The sequence below is a fragment of the Methylobacterium nodulans ORS 2060 genome (assembly GCF_000022085.1).
Classification (GTDB): domain Bacteria; phylum Pseudomonadota; class Alphaproteobacteria; order Rhizobiales; family Beijerinckiaceae; genus Methylobacterium; species Methylobacterium nodulans.
In genome coordinates, this window is record NC_011894.1 from 1,587,433 (window position 1) to 1,609,098 (window position 21,666).

A 21,666-nucleotide genomic window follows, 5' to 3' on the forward strand; every position below is an offset into this window, starting at 1 on the left:
CGGGACAGAGGGAGCGGGCGACAGGGGACCGTCTCAGGCCGCGATGCGGCCCTCCGGGGCCTCGGGCGCAATGACCCGAGTCGGCTCGCCGGCCCGGGCGATCAGCGTCGCGCCCTTCGGCACCACGCTCCAGCCCTCGCGGCAGCCGTCGATCGGCTCGGAGACAACCACGATCCCGCTTCCGGTCTCGCGCCAGTAGAGGCTCGGCGGGCGCCCGTCGCAGGCCCAGCGGAAGGCGGTCAGGCTCTCGCCGTCGCTCAGCACGGCGGTGAGCCGCAGGGGCTCCTCAATGCCGGCCGCCCGCATCAGGCCGCGCACCGCCGCCACCGACTCGGCCATGGCGGCCACCGGATCCGTCTCGAGGCCGTTCGCGAGCGCGAGCAGGAACAGCGCCTCGGAATCCGTCGAGCCGGCCCGGGCCTCGTAGAGGTGGTCCGGGATCAGCGCCTCCAGGCGCCGCTTGATGCGGCCATAGCCGCCGATCTGGCCGTTATGCATGAAGAGCAGCCGGCCATACGCGAAGGGATGGCAGTTGGCGCGCGCCGTCGCGGTGCCCGTCGAAGCGCGCACATGCGCCAGGAAGGTGCGGGCCCGGATCTGCCGGGCGAGGCTGCGCAGATTCTCATCGGACCAGGCCGGCCGCACGTCGCGGAAGAGCCCGGGCTCGGGGCGCTCGCCGTACCAGCCGATGCCGAAACCGTCGCCGTTCGTCTCGGTCTTCGCCTCGGCGGCGTGGAGCGACTGGTGGATGAGGGAGTGGGTCGGCGTGCAGACGAGGTCGTCGAGATAGACTGGTTCGCCGTGATAGGCGAGGAAGCGGCACATCGCCCGAGCACCCGTGGGTTGAGGCGCCGCGCGCCTGCCCCTCGCCGCGCCGCCCGACGCTTTCATCGAACCGTAACATTCCGACTGTCGAGGTGAACAGCCCGTTAATGCGCCGCAGCATGGCGCGGAAAGCGGCAACATCCGGGCGGGTCTGATCGCACGATCACCGCGGCCAGGATCGAACCACCGGATCGGCCGTTGATCCCGGTCGGAGTTCCGACAGGCAGCCCGCCGCGACGGCCCCTTCCCTGATCCAGACCTTCGCCCAGCCGTCGGCGACGGTCGACATCTTCATAATGCGACAGGAGGCATCATGGGCAGAACTGCGTCCGCCGGTCCGATCGCCGTGGTGGTGGAGGACGACGCATCCGTGCGCGACTTCGCGGCGGCGATCCTCGAAGAGACCGACCTCGACGTGATCGCCTGCGAGACCGCCGAGGATGCGCTGGACGTGATCCGCGCGCATGCGGACGAGGTCGCGCTGGTGTTCACGGAGGTCCGGCTCGGGGGCGCAATGGACGGGGCGACGCTCGCCCGCACGGTGGAGCAGGAATGGCCGGAGGTGCGGGTGGTCGTCACCTCGGCGGAGGGCCGCACGCAGCCGCTGCCCGATCACGCGGTCTATATGCGCAAGCCCTGGCGCCCCCTCGACGTGCTGGTGCAGGCCGAGCGGGCGACCGTGGAATCGACGGGCCGGGCGGCCTGAGGGCGGGCCGCTTCCCGGTCGGCGGGGAGCGCTCTAGCGCGCCGCCTCGAACCCCTGCAGCACCGCCGCGAGGTTGGGGCCGAGATGTTCGGACAGATAACCGCCCTCCTGCACCAGGACGGTCGGCAGCCCGAGCCGCGCGAGCGCCGCCCCGATCCGGGAAAAACCCTCCGTCGTGACGGCGAGGCCCGCGAGCGGGTCGTAGACCGAGGCGTCGAGGCCGAGCGCCACCACGAGGGCGCTCGCCCCGAAGGCCCGGATGATCCGCGCCGCCTCGTCGAGGGTCGCCAGATAGCCCTCGTCCCCGGTGCCGAGGGGCAGCGGCAGGTTGCGGTTGGCGCCGAGCCCCGCGCCCTCGCCGCGCTCGTGCGCATAGCCCCAGACGAAGGGATAGAACCGCGCCGGGTCGGCGTGGATCGACACCGTCAGGACCGTCGGGTCGGCGTAGAAGATGCCCTGCGTGCCGTTGCCGTGGTGGACGTCGACGTCGAGGATCGCGACGCGGGCGTGCCGCGTGCGCAGGAGCGCGGCCGCCACCGCGCTGTTGTTGAAGAAGCAGAACCCGCCCGCCCGGTCGCGATAGGCGTGGTGGCCCGGCGGACGGCAGAGGGCATAGGCCGCATCCTCCCCGTCCATGACGAGCTGCGCGGTGCTCGCCGCCACGTCGGTCGCCGCGCAGGCCGCCGCATAGGTGCCGGGGCCGATCGGGCAGGCGGTGTCCACCGTGTGCCAGCCGAGCCGGCCGACGATGTGCTCCGGATAGGTCGCGTCGTCGCGCATCGGGTGGATGTTGGCGACCATCTCGGGCGCCGCATCCCCGAGGGCCGCCCAGGCGTCCCAGGCCTCCGCCAGGAAGGCGAGGTAGTCGGGGCCGTGGACCCGCGCGCGGGCCTCGTGCCCGAATGTCTGGGGCTCGACCAGGCTGTGGCCGCCCGCGCGCAGGCCCGCGAGCAGGCGGTCGGCCCGCTCGGGCTGCTCGGTCGTGCGCGTGACGCGGCCCCGCACCAGGAAGAACTGCGGGTCGTGGCTGCGGTGATCCTCGGTGTAGACGGCTTTCATGGGGCCTCCCAAAGCATTTTCCGACGAAGTGGATTCCGGTTCGTCGAAGAGAATGCGGCGAGATCAGGAGCCGAGGGACATCTTGCGGTCCTCCGCAAGATGTCCCTCGGCGGGGGAGAGGGTGCGTGCGAGCCGGCCGACCTCGCGCCACGCCACCCCGATGTGGTGGTCGACATGCGCGACGATGCGCTCGGGATGCCCCGCCTCGATGGCGGCGAGCACCGGCTCGTGGGTGCGGGCGATTTCCTGGGGGTCGTCGTAGAGCCGGCCGATCAGGCCGATCACCACCTTCAGCTCCGAGGCGAGCCCGTCGAAGACCCGCAGCAGCCGTCCGTTGCCGGCGATCTCGCAGATCAGCCGGTGGAAGCGGTAATCGGCCTCGACGATGCGGGCCGCATCGTCGCGGTGGGCGGCGGCGTAGAGGGCGTCGAGCTGTTCGCGCAGGGCCGCGCGGGAGGCGGGCGTGAGGCGGCGGGATGCCTCCACGGCAGCGTGGCGCTCGATGCACAGGCGCAGGTCGTAGACCTCGTCCAGGTCGTCGGGCGAGATCTCGCGCACGAAGAAGCCGCGCCGCGGGCAGGCGCGCAGGAGCCCCTGGCTCTCGAGGAGCCGTGCCGCCTCGCGCACCGGCGCCCGGCTGATGCCGAGTTCGCGCGCCACCGCCGCCTCGGCCACCTTGGCGCCCGGGGCGAGCTGCCCGCTCGTGATCGCGTCGGTGAGCCGGCGGGCGACCTGCCGCACGAGGTCGCTGTCCGACAGGACGGGCAGGCCGACAGGGGGGGACAACGGGCGCATGGCACCTCCGGCGGCAGAGTGTGCACCGGGTAAGCGTCGATTGTCGACACTTTCGGCTTGATCCCCTCCGGCCGCCGCGCCAGTCTGCCGTCACCGATCGTCGAAGGAGGGTTCGACCATGCCGTCACCCCTTAAGCCCGAAGAGGCCGCCATCCGCATCGACCTCGCGGCCGCCTACCGGCTCATCCACCGGCTCGGCCTCGACGACAGTATCTACACCCACATCTCGGCCCGCCTGCCGGGACCGGAGCACCGCTTCCTCATCAATCCCTACGGCTTGCGCTTCGAGGAGGTGACGGCCGGCAACCTCGTCACCGTCGACCTCGACGGGCAGGTGATCGACGATCCGTTCGGGAGCGGCATCAACCCGGCGGGCTTCACCATCCACAGCGCCATCCACGCGGCGCGCGAGGACGCGATGTGCGTCCTCCACACCCACACGGTGGCGGGCGTCGCCGTCTCCTGCCAGGAGGATGGGCTGCTGCCGCTCAACCAATGGTCCATGCAGTTCACGGACCGCATCGCCTACCATGCCTACGAGGGCATCGCCCTCGACCTCGACGAGCGCGAGCGGCTGGTGGCGGATCTCGGCGACAAGTTCGTGATGATCCTGCGCAACCACGGCCTGCTCACCTGCGGGCGCACGGTCGGCGAGGCGTTCAAGCTGATGCACAACATGGAGCGGTCCTGCCGGGCGCAGCTCGCGATCCAGGCCGCGGGCGCGCCCCTGGTCCGGCCCTCGGCCGCCATCGCCCGCAAGACCGCGGGCCAATACGCCACCTTCGGCGAGAAGGTCGCGTCGGGCGCGCTGGCCGATACCGAGTGGGAGGCCTTCAAGCGCATGCTGGAGCGCAGCGACCCGGACTACAAGGGCTGACCAGTTCAGGAGGGATCCCCTCCTCCCGTGCGGGAGAGGGGATCCCGCGCATCCCGCGCCCGAAAGGACGTGGCGGGTGTGACGCGATCGACCGAGCGGAGAGGGCGCAGATGATCAGGCAGTTCGTGGTGGGGACGGCATTGCTTCTCACCCTGGCGGGCGCGGCCTTCGCGCAGGCGCCGAAGCCTGGCGGCATCGCCAACGCGGTGATCCAGCCCGAGCCGCCGGGGCTGATGCTGGGCCTGCTCCAGAACGGCCCGACCCAGATGGTGGCGGGCAACATCTACGAGGGCCTGCTGCGCTACAGCGAGACCCTGGAGCCGAAGCCCGGCCTCGCCGAGAGCTGGACGGTGAGCCCGGACGGCAAGACCTACACCTTCAAGCTCGTGAAGAACGCCACCTGGCACGACGGCAAGCCCTTCACGGCCGACGACGTGCTGTTCTCGGTCGAGTTCGTGAAGCAGACCCTCCCGCGCGCGCGGAGCAACATGGCCAAGGTCGCAAGCGTCACGGCGCCCGACCCCTTCACCGTGGTGTTCACGCTCTCCGAGCCCTTCGGCCCCTTCCTCGGCGTGTTCGAGGTCGGCTCGCTGCCGATGATCCCGAGGCACCTCTACGAGGGCACCGACTACAAGACCAACCCGGCGAACAACACGCCGATCGGCACCGGTCCCTTCATGTTCAAGGAGTGGAAGAAGGGCTCCTACATCCGGCTCGTGAAGAACCCGAACTACCACGTCGCCGGCAGGCCCTATCTCGACGAGATCTACTGGCACGTGATCCCGGATGCCGCCTCGCGCGCGGTCGCCTTCGAGACCGGCAAGGTCGACATCCTGCCGGGCGGGTCGGTCGAGAATTTCGACGTGCCGCGCCTGTCGCAGATGAAGGGCGCCTGCGTGACCGGCAAGGGCTGGGAGTTCTTCGGCCCCCATTCCTGGCTCTGGCTCAACAACCGCCAGGGCCCCACCGCCAACAAGGCCTTCCGGCAGGCGGTGTCCTATGCGGTCGATCGCGACTTCGCGAAGGACGTGATCTGGAACGGGCTCGGCAAGCCGGCGATCGGCCCGATCTCCTCCTCGACGCGCTTCTTCAACCCGAGCCTCGCCAAGTATTCCTACGATCCAGCCAAGGCAAAGGCCCTCCTCAAGCAATCGGGCTACAAGGGCGAGACGGTGCGCATCCTGCCCGTGCCCTATGGCGAGACGTGGCAGCGCTGGGCCGAAGCGCTGAAGCAGAACCTGGAGGATGTCGGCATCAAGACGGAGATCGTCGCCACCGACGTCGCCGGCTGGAACCAGAAGACCTCGGACTGGGACTACGACATCGCCTTCACCTACCTCTACCAGTATGGCGATCCGGCGCTCGGGGTCGCGCGCAACTACATCTCCTCGCAGATCGCCAAGGGCTCGCCCTTCAACAACGTCGAGGGCTATTCCAACCCCGCCGTCGACAAGGGCTTCGCGGAGGCCGCGGTGGCGGTGAGCCCGGCCGACCGGCAGGCGCTGTACGACAGCGTCCAGAAGACCCTGATCGAGGACGCGCCCGTGGCGTGGCTGCTCGAACTCCAGTTCCCGACCATCACCCGCTGCAAGGTGCACGACCTCGTCACCACGGGCATCGGCGTGAACGACGGGTTCCGCGACGCCTGGATCGAGCGCTGACGCGTGGCCCTCTTCCTCGCACGGCGGCTGGGCAAGGGGCTCCTGGTGCTCCTCGCCATCGTGGTCCTGAACTTCTTCCTCATCCGCCTCGCGCCGGGTGACCCCGCCCTGGTGATGGCCGGCGAGGCCGGCGCCGGCGACGAGGTCTACGTGGCGCAGCTCAAGGAGAAGTTCGGGCTCGACAAGCCGCTGCCGACGCAGCTCGGGCTCTATCTCGGCAGCATCCTCACCCTCGACCTCGGCTACTCGGTGCGCCAGCAGATGCCGGTCGGCCAGCTGATCCTCGACCGGCTGCCCGCGACGCTCCTCCTCACCGGCACCGCCTTCCTGATCTCGCTGACGCTCGGCGTGCTCTTCGGCGCGCTCGCCGCGCGGCGGGCGGGGCGGTGGTCGGACACCGTCATCACGGGCCTGGCGCTCCTGTTCTACGCCACGCCCCTGTTCTGGGTGTCGCTGATGGCGATCATTGTCTTCTCGGTGCGGCTCGACTGGCTGCCCGCCTTCGGCTTCGAGACGGTGGGCGGGGGCCATGCGGGGCTTGCCCGCGCGGCCGATATCGCCCGCCACCTCGTGCTCCCGTCCATGACCCTCGGGCTGTTCTTCATGGCGGTCTATGTCCGCATGACCCGCGCCGCGATGCTGGAGGTGGCCGGCCAGGACTTCGTGAAGACCGCCCGGGCCAAGGGCTTGGCCGAGGGGGTGATCCAGCGCCGGCACGTGCTGCGCAATGCGCTCCTGCCGGTCGTCACGCTGGCGGGCCTCCAGGCCGGCACCCTGGTCGGCGGCGCGATCCTCACCGAGACGGTGTTCGCGTGGCCGGGCATCGGCCGGCTGATGTACGAGGCGCTGCTCCAGCGCGACTACAACCTCCTGCTCGGCGTCTTCGTCGTCTCCTCCGCGATGGTGCTCGTCTTCAACCTCGTCACCGACGTGATCTACCGGGTGGTCGACCCGCGCATCGAGGCCACCCCATGAGGCGCGGCCCCCTTGCCACCTTCCTGCGCCATCCGGGCGCGGTGTTCGGGATCGTCATCCTCTGCCTCGTCGTGGCGGCGGCTCTGCTCGCCCCCGTCCTCTACCCGACCTCGCCCTGGCGGATGGTGCAGCGGCCCTTCGTGCCGCCCTTCACCCTCGAGCGCGTACCGCTCGGCACCGATGCGCTCGGGCGCGACATCGCCGCCGGCCTGATGCACGGGGCGGGCGTCTCGCTGATGGTCGGCCTCGTCTCGACCCTCGCCGCCCTCGTCATCGGCGTGCCGATCGGCGCGCTCGCCGGCTATTTCGGCGGCCGGGTCGACGATCTGCTGATGCGCTTCACCGAGCTGTTCCAGACCATCCCGAGCTTCGCGCTCGCCATCGTGCTGGTGGCGATCCTCCAGCCCGCGCTCTCCTCGCTGATCCTCGCCATCGCGCTGGTGAGCTGGCCGCCGGTGACGCGGCTCGTGCGCGGCGAGGTGCTGTCGCTGCGCTCGCGCGACTACGTGCAGGCGGCGATCGTCACCGGCCAGACCACCTTCACGATCCTGCGGCGCGAGATCCTGCCCAACACCCTGTCGCCCATCGTGGTGCTGGCCTCCCTGATGGTGGCGACCGCGATCCTGCTCGAATCCTCGCTCTCCTTCCTGGGGCTCGGCGATCCCAACCGGATGTCCTGGGGCTTCATGGTGGGCGCCGGCCGCACGGTGATCCGGCAGGCCTGGTGGATCACCGCCTTCCCGGGCTTCGTCATCCTGCTCACCGTGCTCGCCCTCAATCTGATCGGGGAGGGGCTCAACGACGCCCTCAACCCGCGCCTGTCCCGGGAGGGACGATGAGCGCCGTCGTCTCCGTCCGGAACTTGCGCCTTGCCCTGCCGGCGGGGGCCGACCGGCCCTTCGCGGTCGACGGCGTGTCCTTCGACCTCAATCCCGGCGAGATCCTCTGCCTCGTGGGCGAATCGGGCTCGGGCAAGTCGATGTGCGCCCACGCCCTCATGGGCCTCCTGCCGAAGGCGGTGCGGCCGGCGGGTGGTGCGATCGACTTTCGCGGCAGCGACCTCCTCGCCCAGGACGAGGCGGGCTGGCGCGACACCCGCGGCCGGCGCATCGGCATGATCTTCCAGGAGCCGATGACGGCGCTCAACCCGCTGATGCGCATCGGCGACCAGATGGCCGAGATGTTCGAGGCGCACGGGCTGCTCACCCCCCGCGAGCGCCGCGCCCGCGCGGTGGCGCTCGCCCGCGAGGTCGGTCTGCCGGAGCCGGAGCGCATCGTGCGCGCCTATCCGCACCAGCTCTCGGGCGGGCAGCGCCAGCGGGCGATGATCGCCATGGCGCTCGCCCTCGAACCGGCGGTGCTCGTCGCCGACGAGCCGACCACGGCGCTCGACGTCACCACCCAGGCGCAGATCCTCGCCCTCATCCGCGACCTGCAGCGCCGCCACCACATGGCGGTGCTGTTCATCACCCATGATTTCGGCGTGGTGGCGGAGATCGCCGACCGGGTGCTGGTGCTGCGCCACGGCCGCGTCGTCGAGGAGGGCCCGGCCGCCGCCGTGCTCGGGCGCCCCCAGGATTCCTATACCCGCACGCTGCTCGCCGCCGTGCCCTCCATGGACCCCCCGGCCCGCACGCCGCCGGGCGGCCCCAAGGCCGTCGAGGTGGCGGGCCTCACCAAGACCTACGTCACGGGCGGCGGCTGGTGGCGCCCGCCCCGTCGGGTCGAGGCCGCCCGCGCGGTCGCCTTCGCGCTCCACAAGGGCGAGACGCTCGGCCTCGTCGGCGAATCGGGCTCCGGCAAATCCTCCGTCGCCAAGCTGGTGATGCGCCTCGTCGAGCCCGATTCCGGCACGGTGCGGCTCGGCGACACCGACCTGACGCGGCTCTCGGGCGAGGGGCTGCGCCGCGCCCGCCGCCGGATCCAGATGGTGTTCCAGGACCCCTTCGCGTCGCTCAATCCCCGCCGCTCGGTCGGGCGCATCATCGCGGACGGGCCCCGCGCCCACGGCGTGACGGAGGCGCAGGCGACGGCGCGCGCCCGCGAGCTTCTGAGCCTCGTCGGGCTCGATCCGTCCGCCTTCGAGCGCTTCCCGCACGAATTCTCGGGGGGCCAGCGCCAGCGCATCGGCATCGCCCGGGCGCTCGCCCTCGATCCGGAGATCCTGGTGGCGGACGAGGCCGTCTCGGCCCTCGACGTCTCGGTGCAGGCGCAGGTGCTGGCACTGCTCGAAGACCTGAAGCGGCGCCTCGGCCTCTCGATGCTGTTCATCACCCACGACCTGCGGGTGGCCGCCCAGATCTGCGACCGCATCGCCGTGATGCGGCACGGCGAGATCGTGGAGCTCAGACCCGCCGCCGCCCTGTTCGCCCATCCCGAGCATCCCTACACGCGCGCCCTCCTCGACGCCGTGCCGGGCCGGACGCGGAGCGCCGCATGACCACGCCCCTGCGCTGCGTTCTTCTCAGCGAGACGCTCGACCTCGCCCGGCTGTTCGGCCCGGTGCTCTCGGAGATCGCCGATGCGGTCGAGGTGGTGACCCACCCGGTGCGGGAGGGGGCGGAGGCAGTGCGGCTGGCGCTGGCGTGGTTCCCGCCGGCCGATGCCTTCTCGCGCTACCCGAACCTCGAGGCCGTCTGCTCGATCGCCGCGGGCGTCGACAGCCTGCTCGCCTGCCCGGGCCTGCCGCCGGACCTGCCCATCGTGCGGGTGGTCGATCCCGAGCAGGCCCGCGCCATGTCCTGCTTCGTGCTCTGGCACGTGATCGGGCACCAGCGGCGCTTTCGCACCTATGCGGAGAACCAGGCGAGGGCCGTCTGGATGCCGCTCGGCCAGCAGGCGGCGGGCGAGATCACGGTCGGGCTCCTCGGCTACGGCCGGATGGGCGCGCAGGTCGCGGCCGATCTCGCGGCGCTCGGCTTCAAGGTGCTGGCCTGGAGCCGCAGCGAGCGTCCGCCGGAGGCCGGGGTCGCGCATCTCCACGGCGCGGATGGTCTCGCCGCCCTCCTGCCGCGCACCGACGTCCTGGTGAACCTGCTGCCGCTCACGCCCGAGACCCGGGGGATCCTGAACGCGGCGCTGTTCCGGCGGCTGAAGCCGGGCGCGACCCTCGTGCAGGTCGGGCGCGGCGACCACCTCGTGGAAGCCGACCTCCTCGCCGCCCTCGACGAGGGGACGCTCGGTGCGGCGGCTCTCGACGTCTTCGCGGTGGAGCCGCTGCCGGCGGCGCACCCGTTCTGGCGCCACCCGAGAATCGTGATCACGCCGCACGAAGCCTGCGATGCGAGCCCGCAGGCGGTCGCCGCGATGCTGCGGGCGACGGCCGAGGCGCTGCGGATGGGGGCGCCGATCCCGCATGCGGTCGACCGGCGGCGCGGCTACTGAGCCGATGGTGTCACGGCGCCCGACCGACTGCGCAGTCCTTCGGCTGATGGGCCTCGCGACACTCCTCTCATGCTGAGGAGCGTAGCGGCTTCCGCACCTCTCAGGTTCGATTGAGACCGCGTCAGCCCACGCGACAATGTCCGCTCCCTCTGTCCCGGGAGCATGCAGCGTCAGCGGAATGCGACCCGGGATCCAGCACGAGAACTCGCCGCGAAGCGGCTCCGTATGTCAGCACTGTCGCTGAAAGCGGTCGCTGCGCGACTTCATTGTCTGGATCCCGGATCTCCTTCCGCTGGCGCTCCAGTCGTCCGGGAAAGCGCGGAGAATCCGGCAAGAGGCGGAAAACCTGCGATCCTGTCTGCGAACGCTCGCTCCGAGACACGATCATCGCGCCCGCGCGGCGCGGAACTCTGCTCGGGGCCGACCCTGGCGGTTTCCACATTCGCCAAGGTTGTGTCAGAAAGTACAGCATCGGCTTTGGAAGCGCCATGTTCAAGCATATGTCGAGGAGTTCTCTGAATAGATACGCGGATTCTGCGCCGGTCGCTCGATGTTCGTGAAGCGGGACTCGCAGGCCTCCATCCCATGACGCACGGTCGTGCGGGACGGGAGGGCAGCGCGTGACGACCTCGGCGGCAGCCCGAAGCCTTTCGTTAACCATCCGGCCGCAGATTCGGCCGGCGAGCGGCAAGGCGCCCGGACCCTCCGCCGCCTTCCGGCCCCGGGACGTGACGTCGTTTCGCCGTGTTCCGGGTCCACGCTCAAGTCCGGCGAATCAAAAGCCAAGGAGCGATGCTCATGCTCGGCACGGTGTCCGCCTTCCTGATGATCCTGACGGTTCTGGCCCTCCGGAACCTGGCCAAGGCGGTGCTGCTGCCGGTCTATGCGGTGCGCGACATCCACCGGGGCCGCTACCTCCGCGGCCTGGTGCTGCTCTCCTGCTCGGGGCTCGCCGCCTGGGCGATCTGGAGCACCACGCATGCGGGCCGCGTGCCGGCGGCGCCCGTCGCGGTCTCCGTCTATACCGGCTGAGCGGCCGCGCGCTCCGCCGCCGCGACGGCGCGCAGCGCCGAGGCGACGCGCTCCCGCACGGCGGCCTCCGAGAGCGGGTCCGCGATGACGAGGCTCGCCACCACCTGCTTGTATTGCTGCCGCCGCTTCGGCGTGCGGGCATGATCGGCGATCCGGACCTGATGCGGGAGGCCCGGCGCCCGCAGGTAGAGGCTGCCGCTGCGCGCGCCCTCGGCCACCGGCTCGAACCCCGCCGCCAGGAGGAGATCCCGCGCGAGCGCCCGCGCCGCCCGCGGCGTCAGGCGGTCAGGGCCGCCAAGCCGGCGCCGCATCCTCGCCGGGCTCCTCGTCCTCCGGCGCCGCCTCCGTCCCGGGCTCGCCCCGGAAGCCGGTGGCGAGCACGTAGAGCTCGCTCGAATCCGCCCGGCTCGCCGCCGGCTTCACGTGGCGCACCGCGGAGAAGTCCCGCTTGAGGTCGGCGAGCAGGGTGCCTTCGGTTCCGCCCTGCAGCACCTTGGCGAGGTAGGCGCCACCCGGCGCCAGCACCTCGCGGGCGAAGGCGGCGGCCGTCTCGGCGAGCCCCATGATGCGCAGGTGGTCGGTCTTCTTGTGGCCGGTGGCGTTCGCCGCCATGTCGGACATCACGAGGTCGGCCGGGCCGCCGAGAAGCTCGATCAGGCGCGCCGGCGCCGTCGCGTCCAGGAAGTCGAGGGTGATGAAGTCGACTCCCGGCAGGGGCTCGATCTCCAGGAGGTCGATGCCGACGACCCGCCCGCGCGGCTTGGGCGCGCCGGGATGGCTGCCGACCTTCGCGGCCGCCACCTGCGACCAGCCCCCAGGCGCCGCCCCGAGATCGACCACCCGATAGCCGGGCTTCAGGAGGTGGAAGCGCTCGTCGATCTCCAGGAGCTTGTAGGCGGCGCGCGAGCGGTAGCCCTCGCGCTTGGCGCGGGCCACGTAGGGGTCGTTGAGCTGCCGCTCCAGCCAGCGCTTGGATGAGACCGTGCGGCCGCGCGCCGTCCGCACCCGCTGCTTCAGGTCGCCCCGCGGCCCGCCGCCTCGCCGATCGCTCATCGTCTTACTCCCGCACCTGCCCGTGCAGATGACGCCGAACGGCCGGCGCCGCAAGGGTTCCCGTCCCGTGATGCGACCGCGCCGGCGCCGTCCGAGCGCGTGTGATCCGGATCACGGAGGCCGCGTCTCCCATCCGGCATCGTCGTCTCATCTCGAAGGGAGTGGTTCTTTTCGAGACGAGAGGAGAGACCACATGATCAAGACCATCCTGGGCGCGGCCGTCATCTCGGGCATTGCCGCAGTGAGCTTCGCGGGTTCGGCCGAGGCGCGCGGCTTCGGCGGCTACCACGGCGGCGGCTACCACCACGGGTTCCATGGCGGCTACGGGCATTTCGGCGGCTATCACCACGGGTGGAAGTTCCACCGCTTCGGCTTCTAGCGCTGAAGGCTCGTTGCATCCGAGGGACGGCCGGTTCGCCGCGCAGGTGCCGGACCGGCCGTCCCGATCCGCTCCCGGCCCCCGGCCGGTCAGCCCCGCCCGCCCCGCCGCCAGACGCCGTCCTCGCGCATCATGTTCATGAGCAGTCCCTCGCGCAGGCCGCGGTCGGCGATGCGCAGGCGCTCGGACGGGAAAGCCCGGCGGATCGCCTCCAGAATGGCGCAGCCCGCGAGCACGAGGTCGGCCCGGTCGCGGCCGATGCAGGGATTGCGCGCCCGCTCGGCGAGGCGCGTGTCGAGGAGGTCGCCGATCGCCGTCGAGACCTCCTGGTCCCTCATCCAGAGCCCGTCGATGCGCCGCCGGTCGTAGCGGGGCAGGCGCAGATGCATGGCGGCAAGCGTCGTCACGGTGCCGGACGTGCCGAGCAGGTGGAAATGCGGTGCATGGACCGCGGCGCCCGCCATCAGGGCGAACTTGGTGAGCTTGCTCGAAACGTCCTCGACCATGCCCTCGAAGATCGCCGGGGTGACGTCGGTCCCGCCATAGCGCTCCGCCAGGGTCACCACCCCCACCGGCAGGGAATCCCAGGCGCGGATGCGCAGGGTCGGATCCGCGCTGCGCGCCAGCGCCGCGCTGCCGTTCAGCCAGACGATCTCCGTCGAGCCTCCGCCGATGTCGAAGATCACGACCGATTCCGCCTGCCGGTCGGCGAGCGCCGCGCAGCCGGTGACCGCCAGATAGGCCTCCGTGCGCCGGTCCACGATCTCGAGGTCGAGCCCGATCTCGCGGCGCACCCGCGCCACGAAGTCCGGACCGTTGACGGCGAGCCGGCACGCCTCCGTGGCGATGGTCTTCGACCGGACGACGCCGCGCGCCTCCATCTTGGTGCGGCAGACGCTGAGTGCCTCGACGGTGCGCTCGATCGCCTCCTGGCTCAGGTAGTCGGTGCTGCCCAGACCCTCCCCGAGGCGCACGATGCGCGAGAAGGCGTCGACGACGCGGAAGCCGTAAGGGGCGGGCTCGGCGATCAGGAGCCGGCAATTGTTCGTGCCGAGATCGAGGGCCGCATAGGACCTGCGCCGGGCGGGCGGCGGGGGAGGGGCGGGGCGGGGCGAGGCGTAGCCGGCCGCTCGCGTCTCGCGCAACAGCACGGTCTGGCGCGCAGGCTCCACCCTCTCCGCGGCGCGCGCCGGCACGGGGGCGGCAGTCTCGTCCCTCACGACGCCAACAATCCTTCCAGCCCAGGCAGCATGGCATGGGCAGTGCTTTCAGGGCCCAAGCTTACGTCCCTGTCGTGGGAACGCAATGCGTCGTTGCAACGGACCCCCGGCGTCAGGCGACCACCTTCGGATTCAGGGAGAGAGCGACGCGCGGCAGGGGGCGCAGCAGGCTCTTGACCTGCGAGAAGGGGCGCGGGCGGTTGATGACCTCGTCGAGCCGCGACCACAGCGTCTTGGGCGAGAAGGGCTTGGCGATGATCTCGTTGACCCCGAGATTGACCGCCCGGTCGACGATGTTGCGCCGGGGCTGGGCGAGCATGAGGATGATCGGCACGGTGGGTGCGGGCGAGGTCGCGGGCGTGCGCGCGAGGCGGATGAACTCCTCGCCCGAGAGGATGGCGAGGTCCCAGTCCAGCACCACGAGGTCGGGTTTGCTCTCGGCGAGCACGCCCAGCGCCTCGGCCCCGTCCGGGGCTTCGAGCACCCGCTTGATCCCGACCCGCATCAGCATGTCGCGCACGATGCGGCGGATATAGAGGCTCTCGTCGACCACCAGGGCGGAGAGGTCCGGGAAGATCGGGGTGGCGATCATGACTGGCGGGCTCGCAACCCCCCGACCGTAGGGGCGCCTCCCTACGGTTCCCCTAACGCGATCGACGCAAGGCGGATTTCGGCTTCGCTCAAGCCGGCGCGGAGCAGAACTCCGCGCCGCGCGGGCTTGGTGATCCGGGTTCCGAACCGATCGTCCGGAAACCGGATCATGGGGATGGCGGCGCCTCCGGCAGGGGCGGCAGCACCGACAGCCGCAGCGCCGCGGCGAGCGCCACGAGGTAGAGGGCGCCCACGAAGCCCGCCACGCCCGCCCAGCCCGCATGGGCGAAGAACCAGCCGCCCGCGGTGCCGAGCACCGAGGAGCCGAGATAGTAGAGGAAGAGATAGAGGGAGGAGGCCTGCGCCCGGTCGGTGAGGGCCCGGCGCCCGACCCAGCTGCTCGCCACCGAATGCGCGCCGAAGAACCCGACCGTCGCCACGACGATCCCCAGGATGATGAGGGCGAGGGACTCGGCGAGGGTCAGCGCGATCCCGGCGAGCGCCGTCAGGATGGCGAGCCACAGCACCCGCCGCCGCCCGAACAGGCTCGCCGCATGGCCGACCATGGTCGAGGAGGCGGTGCCCGCGAGGTAGACGACGAAGATCGCCGCGATGGCGGTCTGGCTGAGGGAATAGGGCGGGTCGAGCAGGCGGAAGCCGATATAGTTGTAGAGCGTGACGAAGCCGCCCATGAGCAGGAAGGCCTCGGCGAACAGCCAGGGCAGGCCCGCATCGCGGAAATGGTGCAGGAAGCTGCCCGGCACCGCGCGCCAGGGCAGCGGGTGGGGCGTGAACCGGGTCGAGGCCGGCAGGCTGCGCTGGAAGGCCACGGCCGCCGCGAGGGCGAGGAGCCCGATCGCCGCGAGGGCGGCGCGCCAGCCGACGAGGTCGGTGAGCGCCCCGCTGAGGAGCCGCCCGGTCATGCCGCCGAGGGAATTGCCGCTGATCAGGAGCCCCATGGCGAGCCCGATGGCCCGCCCGTGCATCTCCTCGCTGAGATAGGCCATCGCCACGGCCGGCACCCCGCTCATGGCGAGGCCGGCGAGCGCCCGCACCACCAGGAAGCCGTGCCAGGTCGGCATCGCGGCAGCGACGAGGGTGAGGAGCGCCGAGGCGAAGAGCGAGACCACCATCACGGGCTTGCGCCCCCAGACCTCGGACAGGGGGCTGACCACCAGGAGCGCGACGGCGAGGAGGCCGGTGGAGAGCGACAGCGACAGGCTGCTCGCCGCCGGGCCCACGCCGAACGCCTCGGCGAAGACCGGCAGCAGCGGCTGGACCGCGTAGAGCACCGCGAAGGTGGAGAACCCGGCCGCCGCGAGCGCCCAGGCGGTGCGCCGGAAGGCGGGCGTTCCGACCTCGATGCTGTCCTGCATGGGCGCTCCGCCTCCCGCCATCCCGGACCCGATCGGTCCGCGGCGGGGCGTGGCTCAAGCGGAGGAGCCGGTCAACCGCGGCGGCCCGGTCAGGCGGCTTCGGCGGGAGCGGCCCGGGGCTCGGCGCTGAGCGGGCAGGCGGCGCTGCAGGCCGTCGCGCAGGTCGCGTGAACCTCGGCGAGCGCCCGCGAGAGGATGCCGCGAATCGTGCGCGCGCAGCGCCCGCATTTCGGGCTGCAGCCCAGGCAGGCATAGACCTGGGCCGGTGTACGGGGGCAGCCCGGGCCGGGATGAAGGCACGCGCGCACTTGGCCGTCGGAGAAGACGTTGCAGGAACAGACGATCATGCTGAGGATCGAGGCACCCGGTTCGCAGAGCATCCGGCTGCTGCACCGGACCCTCCTAGATTAGAATTCTTGAAAACTGCAGCACTTTCAACACGTTAGTGGGACTGTCAGGATTCCGCAAGCGCGGCGGCCGGCCTGCGACGGAATCACGCCGACGACCTTGTCGGGGCCGGCCGTCCTCGCCTCGGCGCCGGATCGCGGGTGATGGGGCTGTGAGAGATCATCCGGGCCTCGCCTGACCGGAGCGGTGCGCGGGGACACGGCCCTGGCCCAGGCGCTGCATCCGCGCCGGCAGAGCGCGGCACGATGGGCGCATGGCGCCCGGCCCCGCGGGGCGGAGCGGCTGCAGCCTCCCGACGAGGCCGCAGGCATCCGCGGCGGAGCGGCATCCGGACGGCCGAAAAGCTCTAGCCTCGGCCGTAGGGGTAGCACCGCGTCCGGTCGAGGTCGCGGCCGAGACGGGCAGCGAGCGCGCGGATTGCCGCCGCGTGCTCGACGTAGGGGTCGCGGTTGCCGACGCCGACGATGATCGGGCAGGCATCGCCGCGCTGCGGCACCATGGCGGTGGCGAGGCCAGCGCCCTCCGCGTCCCGCAGGGTGTAGAAGCGGGGCATCGTGCGCTCGATATGGCCCTTGAGGCCGATCTCCTGCTCGATGAAGGGGCCGGGCGGCGGCACGTAGGAGGCCCGGGCGCGCGCCTCGGCCTGCCGGAAATGCTTCTCAACGGCGTGGCCCATCAGGGCCGATTCGCGGATCGCCTCCGCTTCGGTCTCGATGCGAAACCAGGTCTTGCCGCCCTCGGCATCGCAGACGAATTCCATCGCTCCTCCCGGGTCGGAAACCGCCCCGGAGGGCGGCACCCGGTATGTTACCGCTGCGGCGCCCCAGCCCCAAACGGCACTGCGTCGCGGGTGGGGGTGCGCATCTGGGCCTCCTTCACCTGCAGGGCGGCGCGCCCGCGCTCGGTGATCTGCCAGATCGCGAAGGTCCCGCCGATATGCGGGCCGGCCTGCTCGCCGACGAAGCGCAGATGGCCGTCGTTCTCCAGGGCGCAGAGCCGGCTGTGGTCGCCCGGCCAGGAGCGGTCCGGGTCGCGCTTCACCGAGATGCGGCCCTCGGCGGTTTGGGCGGCCTTGCTGAGCAGGCGGCGTTCGTGATCGATCATCGCGTGTCCTCTCGCGCAAAGGGGATCGTGCGGGCGCGGGCGCCCGTGGGGGATCCGGTCTGACCAGCGCCGGGGGCAGCCTTGAGCCCGATATCGGCGCACAGGATGGAGAAGGGCCACCCACGCCCGATCGAGGCGCGGGGACGCGGGCACCACAATCCGCGGTGCGGACAAGCCGAACCCGCGTGGGCGGCCAAAACGGCCGCCCCGTCGCGCCCTGGTGACGGGCTCACGGTTCGGTGAACGCCAGCTTAGCAGCTTGAGCGTGAGGGGCAACCCAGCTTGGCCGATCCGGCGGGTTCAGGGGGCCCATTCCGTCGGGTCGGGCTCGGGCGAGGCCGCCGGCGGCGGGGCGGGCGGCGGCGGGAGGCGCCAGGGCGCGTGCTCGCCGGGGCGGCGCGCGGTCGTCACCACGGGGCCTTCGGGCGCAAACCGCACCGTGGTGGCGCCGTGGGCGGCGAGGAAGGCGCGGTCGATGACGAGCCGCGCCGCGCAAGCGGCCGGCGCCGTCGTGCGGGCGATGACGATGTCGGCGCGGGCGCAATCCGCCTCGAAGGCGCGCTTGTCCCTGGCGAGGGCCACGCGCCAGCCGTTGCGCGCGGTCGCGACGCAGCCGACGGCGTCGCAGCGCTCGGCCCGGGCGAGGCCCGGATCGTCGCGGGAGCGGCCGTCGGCCTTCAGCCATTGCTCCAGCCCGAAGGCCGGCGGACGGCCGAGCGTCGCGAGGCGCCCGTCCGCAACCCGCACGGCCGCGCCCGCCCCGTCGCGGTCGACATAGAGGTCGGGGCGCTCCGGCCGCGCCGCGGCCGCAAGCCCGGCGAGAGCCGGAACGAGGCCGAGCCAGCGCAGGCGCGAGGCCGGAAGCGTCAGGAGGAGCAGGCCGAGGGTGAGGAGCGTCAGCGCGCCGGCGCCGAAGGCCGGCAGCACCAGGGTCGCATGGTCGAAGCCGCGGATCCAGGCGGCGATGTCGAGCATGCCGCGCACCGCGAGGCCCATCGCCCACCAGACCGGCCGGTCGAGGGCGAACGGATAGGCCAGGATGCCGAGCACCGCGGCCGGCATGACCACGGCCGACACGAGGGGCAGGGTCAGCGCGTTGCCGACGACCCCGAAGGGCTGCAGGGTCTGGAAGTGGTAGGTGGCGAAGGGCGCGGTCGCGGCCTGCGCCACCAGGGTCGTGGCCAGGGTCCCGGCGAGGGCGGCGGCCCCCCAGGCCAGCGCCCGGCCGAGCGGGCCTGCCCCCTCGGCCCGCAGGAGCCTTCCGTCGAGGAGGCGCGCGCAGGCGATGAGCCCGGCCACCGCCGCGAAGGACATCTGGAAGCTCGGTCCCAGCAGCCCCTCGGGCTCGCGGGCAAGCGCGATGAGCGCCGCGAGCGCAAGATTGCGCAGGCTGAGCGCCGGCCGGTCGACCAGGATCGCGCCCAGCATGATCAGCGTCATCACGAGCGCGCGCTCGGCCGCGATGTCCCAGCCGGAAAAGACGCAATAGGCGGTCACCCCGACCATGGCGAGAGCCGCCGCGATCTTCTTGATCGGCCAGGACACGGCGAGACCGGGGCCGAGGGCGAGGAGCGCCCGGGCGATCCAGAACACCACGCCCGCCGCCAGCACCATGTGCAGCCCGGAGATCGACACCACGTGGTAGATGCCCGCCGCCCGTAAGGTATCGTTGGTGGTGGCGTCGATGAGCCCGCGCTTGCCCGTCACGAGCGCCGCCGCGACGGCGCCCGCCTGCCCGCCATTGGCGTCGGTGATGCGGCGGGTGAGGCCGTTGCGGGCGTCGTCGATCGCGGCGGCGATCCGCAGGCGCAGGGGCGGCGGCTCGGGCGCGTCGCGCAGCACCGTGACGGGGCCGAGGAGCGAGCCCACCGCGCCGATCCCGCGAAAATAGGCGTCGCGGGCGAAGTCGTAGCCTCCGGGCCGGGCGGCCTCGGGGGGCGGCAGCAGCCGCGCCTTCGCGGTGATGGAGTCGCCGGGCCGCAGGGGCGCCGACCCGCGGTAGGAGACGCGCACCCGCATGGGGCGCTGCGCGGGGGCGAGATCGCCGAGGCTGCGCACCAGCAGCACCAGCCGCGCGCCCTCCTCGCGCTCCTCGAGCGCCTCCACGAAGCCCGCGAGCGGCGCGATGGTGGTGCGCGCGAGCACCGGCGCCGCGACGCTGGCGACCCGGAGGGTGGCGGCCGCGAAGCCGAGGAACAGGGCAGCGAGCCCGAGCGCCACCGCGAGGGCGACCGGGCGGGCGCGGAAGCCGGCCGCCGCGGCGCCGCAGAGGCAGGCGGCGAGAAGCGGGCTTACGGGCGAGGGCAGGCCGTCGGCGCCCGCGAAGAACACCAGGATGCCGGCCCCGAAGGCGACGGCGAGCCAGGGGAAGAGCCGGCGCTGAGCGGCCTCCTCGGCGAGGCGGGCCGTCATCCAGGTCCCGAGACCGAGAGCAAGGTGCCGCGGGGCGAGGAGGGCCGCAAGGCCAGCCCCCCGCACCACGAGCCCCGTGCTAGCCTCTCCGCGTGCCATGGCGGGGTTTTCCGTGGATTCCTTAACGCCCGGTCGCGCGCATGCTACAGGACGCCTCGTCGGCGGGTCGACCGGAACGATCTAGGCTGCCCGGCACCCGTCCCCCGCTTCCTCCTGACCGGTTCTCGTTGCTGATGTCCTCTGTCGTCACGCGCTTCGCCCCGTCGCCCACGGGCTTCCTCCACATCGGCGGAGGCCGCACGGCGCTGTTCAACTGGCTCTACGCCCGCAAGACTGGCGGCCGGATGCTGCTGCGCATCGAGGACACGGACCGCGAACGCTCGACGCAGGCCGCCATCGACGCGATCCTCGACGGCCTGTCCTGGCTCGGCCTCGATTGGGACGGGGAGGTCGTCTACCAGTTCGCCCGCGCCGCCCGGCACTGGGAGGTGGCCGAGAGCCTCCTGGCCTCGGGCCGGGCCTATCGCTGCTACGCCACGCCGGAGGAACTCGCCGAGATGCGGGAGGCCGCCCGGCGCGAGGGCCGGCCCCTGCGCTACGACGGGCGCTGGCGCGACCGCGACCCCTCCGAGGCGCCTCCCGGGGCCAAGCCGGTGATCCGTCTGCGCGCGCCCACCGAGGGCGAGACGGTGGTGGAGGACGAGGTCCAGGGCCGGGTGGTCTGGCAGAACAAGGATCTCGACGACCTCGTGCTGCTGCGCTCGGACGGCACGCCGACCTACATGCTCGCCGTCGTGGTGGACGACCACGACATGGGCGTCACGCACGTGATCCGCGGTGACGATCACCTCACCAATGCGGCGCGCCAGACCCAGATCTACGAGGCGCTGGGCTGGGCGGTGCCCAGCATGGCGCATGTCCCGCTCATCCACGGGCCGGACGGCGCGAAGCTCTCCAAGCGCCACGGGGCGCTCGGCGTCGATGCCTACCGGGATCTCGGCTACCTGCCGGGCGCCCTGCGCAACTACCTCGTGCGCCTCGGCTGGAGCCACGGCGACCAGGAGATCTTCTCCACCGAGGAGATGATCCGGGCCTTCGACCTGAAGCAGATCGGCCGCTCGCCCGCCCGCTTCGACTTCGCCAAGCTCGAGAACCTGAACGGTCACTACATCCGCAGCACGCCGGACGAGGAGCTGGTGGCGGCCATCGAGGCGATCCTGCCGACGCAGGGCCCCCCGCGCGGGCTGCCCACCCGGCTCGATCCGGCGCTGCGCCAGCGCTTCCTCGCCGCCATGCCGGGGCTGAAGGAGCGGGCGAAGACCCTGGTCGAGCTGCTCGACAGCGCCTACTACCTCTATGCCCCGCGCCCCCTGGCCCTCGACGACCGGGCCGTGGGCCTGCTCGGCAATGGCGGGCGCGAGCGGCTCGCGGGCGTGCTGCCGCGCCTCGAAGCCCTCTCCGACTGGAGCGCCGCCTCGACCGAGCAGGCCGTGCGCGACTTCGCCGAGGCGGCGAGCGTGAAGCTCGGGCAGGTGGCGCAGCCGCTCCGGGCGGCGCTGACCGGCCGCGCCACCTCGCCCGGCCTCTTCGACGTGATGGCGGTGCTCGGCCGCGAGGAGAGCCTCGGGCGCCTGCGCGACCAGGCGCGCGCGGCCTGATTTATGCTTGATCGGGCGGGCCGGCCGGCGCGGCCCCGCGCCGGCCGGCCCGCCCGGATCCACCGCGCATCGCGGGCGGGCTGAAGGGACTATGAACAGGACGTGAATTTTGTAACCCGGTTTCGGCGGTCCAGTTGAAGACGGTGCGTCG

The 21,666-nt window shown here is 72.0% G+C and carries 22 protein-coding genes; 10 read left to right on the forward strand and 12 right to left on the reverse strand.

The window, feature by feature from the left end:
* Positions 1–33: 33 nt before the first annotated feature.
* Positions 34–825 (reverse strand): class II glutamine amidotransferase, encoded by a 792-nt coding sequence (locus tag MNOD_RS07230; protein ID WP_015928190.1) that lies wholly within the window; start codon positions 823–825, stop codon positions 34–36.
* Between the two features lie 313 nt (positions 826–1,138).
* Here MNOD_RS07230 and MNOD_RS07235 point away from each other — a divergent pair, with 313 nt between their 5' ends.
* A complete protein-coding gene (locus MNOD_RS07235; RefSeq protein ID WP_015928191.1) occupies positions 1,139–1,531 on the forward strand; it encodes a response regulator in 393 nt (130 codons plus the stop codon).
* A gap of 33 nt (positions 1,532–1,564) precedes the next feature.
* Here the strand turns inward: MNOD_RS07235 and MNOD_RS07240 are convergent, their stop codons facing one another.
* Positions 1,565–2,590, reverse strand: a complete 1,026-nt coding sequence (locus MNOD_RS07240) for a histone deacetylase family protein (protein WP_015928192.1) — start codon at positions 2,588–2,590, stop codon at positions 1,565–1,567.
* Between the two features lie 63 nt (positions 2,591–2,653).
* Positions 2,654–3,385 carry a GntR family transcriptional regulator gene (locus tag MNOD_RS07245; RefSeq protein WP_015928193.1) on the reverse strand — a complete coding sequence of 244 codons (732 nt, stop codon included), beginning with the start codon at positions 3,383–3,385 and terminating at the stop codon, positions 2,654–2,656.
* Between the two features lie 118 nt (positions 3,386–3,503).
* On the opposite strand from MNOD_RS07245, the gene MNOD_RS07250 reads away from it, so the two are divergent.
* From MNOD_RS07250 to MNOD_RS07280, 7 genes are all read left to right on the forward strand, one after another.
* Positions 3,504–4,262, forward strand: a complete 759-nt coding sequence (locus MNOD_RS07250) for a class II aldolase/adducin family protein (protein ID WP_015928194.1) — start codon at positions 3,504–3,506, stop codon at positions 4,260–4,262.
* Positions 4,263–4,372: 110 nt separating this feature from the next.
* Positions 4,373–5,923: an ABC transporter substrate-binding protein gene (locus MNOD_RS07255; RefSeq protein WP_015928195.1), complete on the forward strand. Its 1,551-nt coding sequence runs from the start codon at positions 4,373–4,375 to the stop codon at positions 5,921–5,923.
* A gap of 3 nt (positions 5,924–5,926) precedes the next feature.
* The gene (locus MNOD_RS07260) at positions 5,927–6,898 is read left to right on the forward strand and encodes an ABC transporter permease (protein WP_015928196.1); all 972 of its coding nucleotides are present in this window, start codon (positions 5,927–5,929) and stop codon (positions 6,896–6,898) included.
* Positions 6,895–7,737 carry an ABC transporter permease gene (locus tag MNOD_RS07265; protein WP_015928197.1) on the forward strand — a complete coding sequence of 281 codons (843 nt, stop codon included), beginning with the start codon at positions 6,895–6,897 and terminating at the stop codon, positions 7,735–7,737. The genes MNOD_RS07260 and MNOD_RS07265 overlap by 4 nt, the downstream gene beginning before the upstream one ends.
* Positions 7,734–9,338, forward strand: coding sequence for an ABC transporter ATP-binding protein (locus MNOD_RS07270; RefSeq protein ID WP_015928198.1), 1,605 nt, complete (start codon positions 7,734–7,736; stop codon positions 9,336–9,338). Before MNOD_RS07265 ends, MNOD_RS07270 begins: the two co-directional genes overlap by 4 nt.
* Positions 9,335–10,282 carry a 2-hydroxyacid dehydrogenase gene (locus MNOD_RS07275; protein ID WP_015928199.1) on the forward strand — a complete coding sequence of 316 codons (948 nt, stop codon included), beginning with the start codon at positions 9,335–9,337 and terminating at the stop codon, positions 10,280–10,282. The genes MNOD_RS07270 and MNOD_RS07275 overlap by 4 nt, the downstream gene beginning before the upstream one ends.
* Before the next feature lie 798 nt (positions 10,283–11,080).
* Positions 11,081–11,314, forward strand: a complete 234-nt coding sequence (locus MNOD_RS07280) for a hypothetical protein (protein WP_015928200.1) — start codon at positions 11,081–11,083, stop codon at positions 11,312–11,314.
* On the opposite strand, the gene MNOD_RS07285 is transcribed toward MNOD_RS07280, so the two are convergent.
* Positions 11,302–11,625, reverse strand: a complete 324-nt coding sequence (locus tag MNOD_RS07285; protein WP_015928201.1) for a hypothetical protein — start codon at positions 11,623–11,625, stop codon at positions 11,302–11,304. The two genes, MNOD_RS07280 and MNOD_RS07285, sit on opposite strands and share 13 nt — an antisense overlap.
* The gene (locus tag MNOD_RS07290; protein WP_015928202.1) at positions 11,600–12,367 is read right to left on the reverse strand and encodes an RlmE family RNA methyltransferase; all 768 of its coding nucleotides are present in this window, start codon (positions 12,365–12,367) and stop codon (positions 11,600–11,602) included. The genes MNOD_RS07285 and MNOD_RS07290 overlap by 26 nt, the downstream gene beginning before the upstream one ends.
* Positions 12,368–12,560: 193 nt before the next feature.
* On the opposite strand from MNOD_RS07290, the gene MNOD_RS07295 reads away from it, so the two are divergent.
* Positions 12,561–12,746, forward strand: coding sequence for a hypothetical protein (locus MNOD_RS07295; RefSeq protein ID WP_015928203.1), 186 nt, complete (start codon positions 12,561–12,563; stop codon positions 12,744–12,746).
* Between the two features lie 89 nt (positions 12,747–12,835).
* Here the strand turns inward: MNOD_RS07295 and MNOD_RS07300 are convergent, their stop codons facing one another.
* The 7 genes from MNOD_RS07300 to MNOD_RS07330 form a co-directional block, all read right to left on the reverse strand.
* The gene (locus tag MNOD_RS07300; protein ID WP_015928204.1) at positions 12,836–13,966 is read right to left on the reverse strand and encodes a Ppx/GppA phosphatase family protein; all 1,131 of its coding nucleotides are present in this window, start codon (positions 13,964–13,966) and stop codon (positions 12,836–12,838) included.
* 112 nt (positions 13,967–14,078) lie between these two features.
* Positions 14,079–14,558: a response regulator gene (locus tag MNOD_RS07305; RefSeq protein WP_015928205.1), complete on the reverse strand. Its 480-nt coding sequence runs from the start codon at positions 14,556–14,558 to the stop codon at positions 14,079–14,081.
* Positions 14,559–14,724: 166 nt separating this feature from the next.
* On the reverse strand, positions 14,725–15,933 hold the full coding sequence (locus tag MNOD_RS07310) for an MFS transporter (RefSeq protein ID WP_015928206.1): 1,209 nt from the start codon (positions 15,931–15,933) through the stop codon (positions 14,725–14,727).
* Between the two features lie 89 nt (positions 15,934–16,022).
* On the reverse strand, positions 16,023–16,280 hold the full coding sequence (locus MNOD_RS07315; RefSeq protein ID WP_015928207.1) for a (2Fe-2S)-binding protein: 258 nt from the start codon (positions 16,278–16,280) through the stop codon (positions 16,023–16,025).
* Positions 16,281–16,687: 407 nt separating this feature from the next.
* Entirely contained in the window at positions 16,688–17,101 is a 414-nt protein-coding gene (locus MNOD_RS07320; protein WP_015928208.1) for a hypothetical protein, read from the reverse strand.
* A gap of 47 nt (positions 17,102–17,148) precedes the next feature.
* On the reverse strand, positions 17,149–17,445 hold the full coding sequence (locus MNOD_RS07325; protein WP_015928209.1) for a hypothetical protein: 297 nt from the start codon (positions 17,443–17,445) through the stop codon (positions 17,149–17,151).
* A 300-nt stretch (positions 17,446–17,745) separates the two neighbouring features.
* Entirely contained in the window at positions 17,746–19,956 is a 2,211-nt protein-coding gene (locus MNOD_RS07330) for a ComEC/Rec2 family competence protein (protein WP_015928210.1), read from the reverse strand.
* Positions 19,957–20,087: 131 nt separating this feature from the next.
* On the opposite strand from MNOD_RS07330, the gene gltX reads away from it, so the two are divergent.
* Positions 20,088–21,515, forward strand: coding sequence for a glutamate--tRNA ligase (gene gltX, locus MNOD_RS07335; protein ID WP_198157629.1), 1,428 nt, complete (start codon positions 20,088–20,090; stop codon positions 21,513–21,515).
* Positions 21,516–21,666 lie beyond the last annotated feature (151 nt).

Coding starts and splice junctions, on each gene's coding strand:
- MNOD_RS07230 (WP_015928190.1), bottom strand. CDS start 825: ATGTGCCGCTTCCTCGCCTATCACGGCGAACCAGTCTATCTCGACGAC.
- MNOD_RS07235 (WP_015928191.1), top strand. CDS start 1,139: ATGGGCAGAACTGCGTCCGCCGGTCCGATCGCCGTGGTGGTGGAGGAC.
- MNOD_RS07240 (WP_015928192.1), bottom strand. CDS start 2,590: ATGAAAGCCGTCTACACCGAGGATCACCGCAGCCACGACCCGCAGTTC.
- MNOD_RS07245 (WP_015928193.1), bottom strand. CDS start 3,385: ATGCGCCCGTTGTCCCCCCCTGTCGGCCTGCCCGTCCTGTCGGACAGC.
- MNOD_RS07250 (WP_015928194.1), top strand. CDS start 3,504: ATGCCGTCACCCCTTAAGCCCGAAGAGGCCGCCATCCGCATCGACCTC.
- MNOD_RS07255 (WP_015928195.1), top strand. CDS start 4,373: ATGATCAGGCAGTTCGTGGTGGGGACGGCATTGCTTCTCACCCTGGCG.
- MNOD_RS07265 (WP_015928197.1), top strand. CDS start 6,895: ATGAGGCGCGGCCCCCTTGCCACCTTCCTGCGCCATCCGGGCGCGGTG.
- MNOD_RS07270 (WP_015928198.1), top strand. CDS start 7,734: ATGAGCGCCGTCGTCTCCGTCCGGAACTTGCGCCTTGCCCTGCCGGCG.
- MNOD_RS07275 (WP_015928199.1), top strand. CDS start 9,335: ATGACCACGCCCCTGCGCTGCGTTCTTCTCAGCGAGACGCTCGACCTC.
- MNOD_RS07280 (WP_015928200.1), top strand. CDS start 11,081: ATGCTCGGCACGGTGTCCGCCTTCCTGATGATCCTGACGGTTCTGGCC.
- MNOD_RS07285 (WP_015928201.1), bottom strand. CDS start 11,625: ATGCGGCGCCGGCTTGGCGGCCCTGACCGCCTGACGCCGCGGGCGGCG.
- MNOD_RS07290 (WP_015928202.1), bottom strand. CDS start 12,367: ATGAGCGATCGGCGAGGCGGCGGGCCGCGGGGCGACCTGAAGCAGCGG.
- MNOD_RS07295 (WP_015928203.1), top strand. CDS start 12,561: ATGATCAAGACCATCCTGGGCGCGGCCGTCATCTCGGGCATTGCCGCA.
- MNOD_RS07305 (WP_015928205.1), bottom strand. CDS start 14,558: ATGATCGCCACCCCGATCTTCCCGGACCTCTCCGCCCTGGTGGTCGAC.
- MNOD_RS07310 (WP_015928206.1), bottom strand. CDS start 15,933: ATGCAGGACAGCATCGAGGTCGGAACGCCCGCCTTCCGGCGCACCGCC.
- MNOD_RS07315 (WP_015928207.1), bottom strand. CDS start 16,280: ATGATCGTCTGTTCCTGCAACGTCTTCTCCGACGGCCAAGTGCGCGCG.
- MNOD_RS07320 (WP_015928208.1), bottom strand. CDS start 17,101: ATGGAATTCGTCTGCGATGCCGAGGGCGGCAAGACCTGGTTTCGCATC.
- MNOD_RS07325 (WP_015928209.1), bottom strand. CDS start 17,445: ATGATCGATCACGAACGCCGCCTGCTCAGCAAGGCCGCCCAAACCGCC.
- MNOD_RS07330 (WP_015928210.1), bottom strand. CDS start 19,956: ATGGCACGCGGAGAGGCTAGCACGGGGCTCGTGGTGCGGGGGGCTGGC.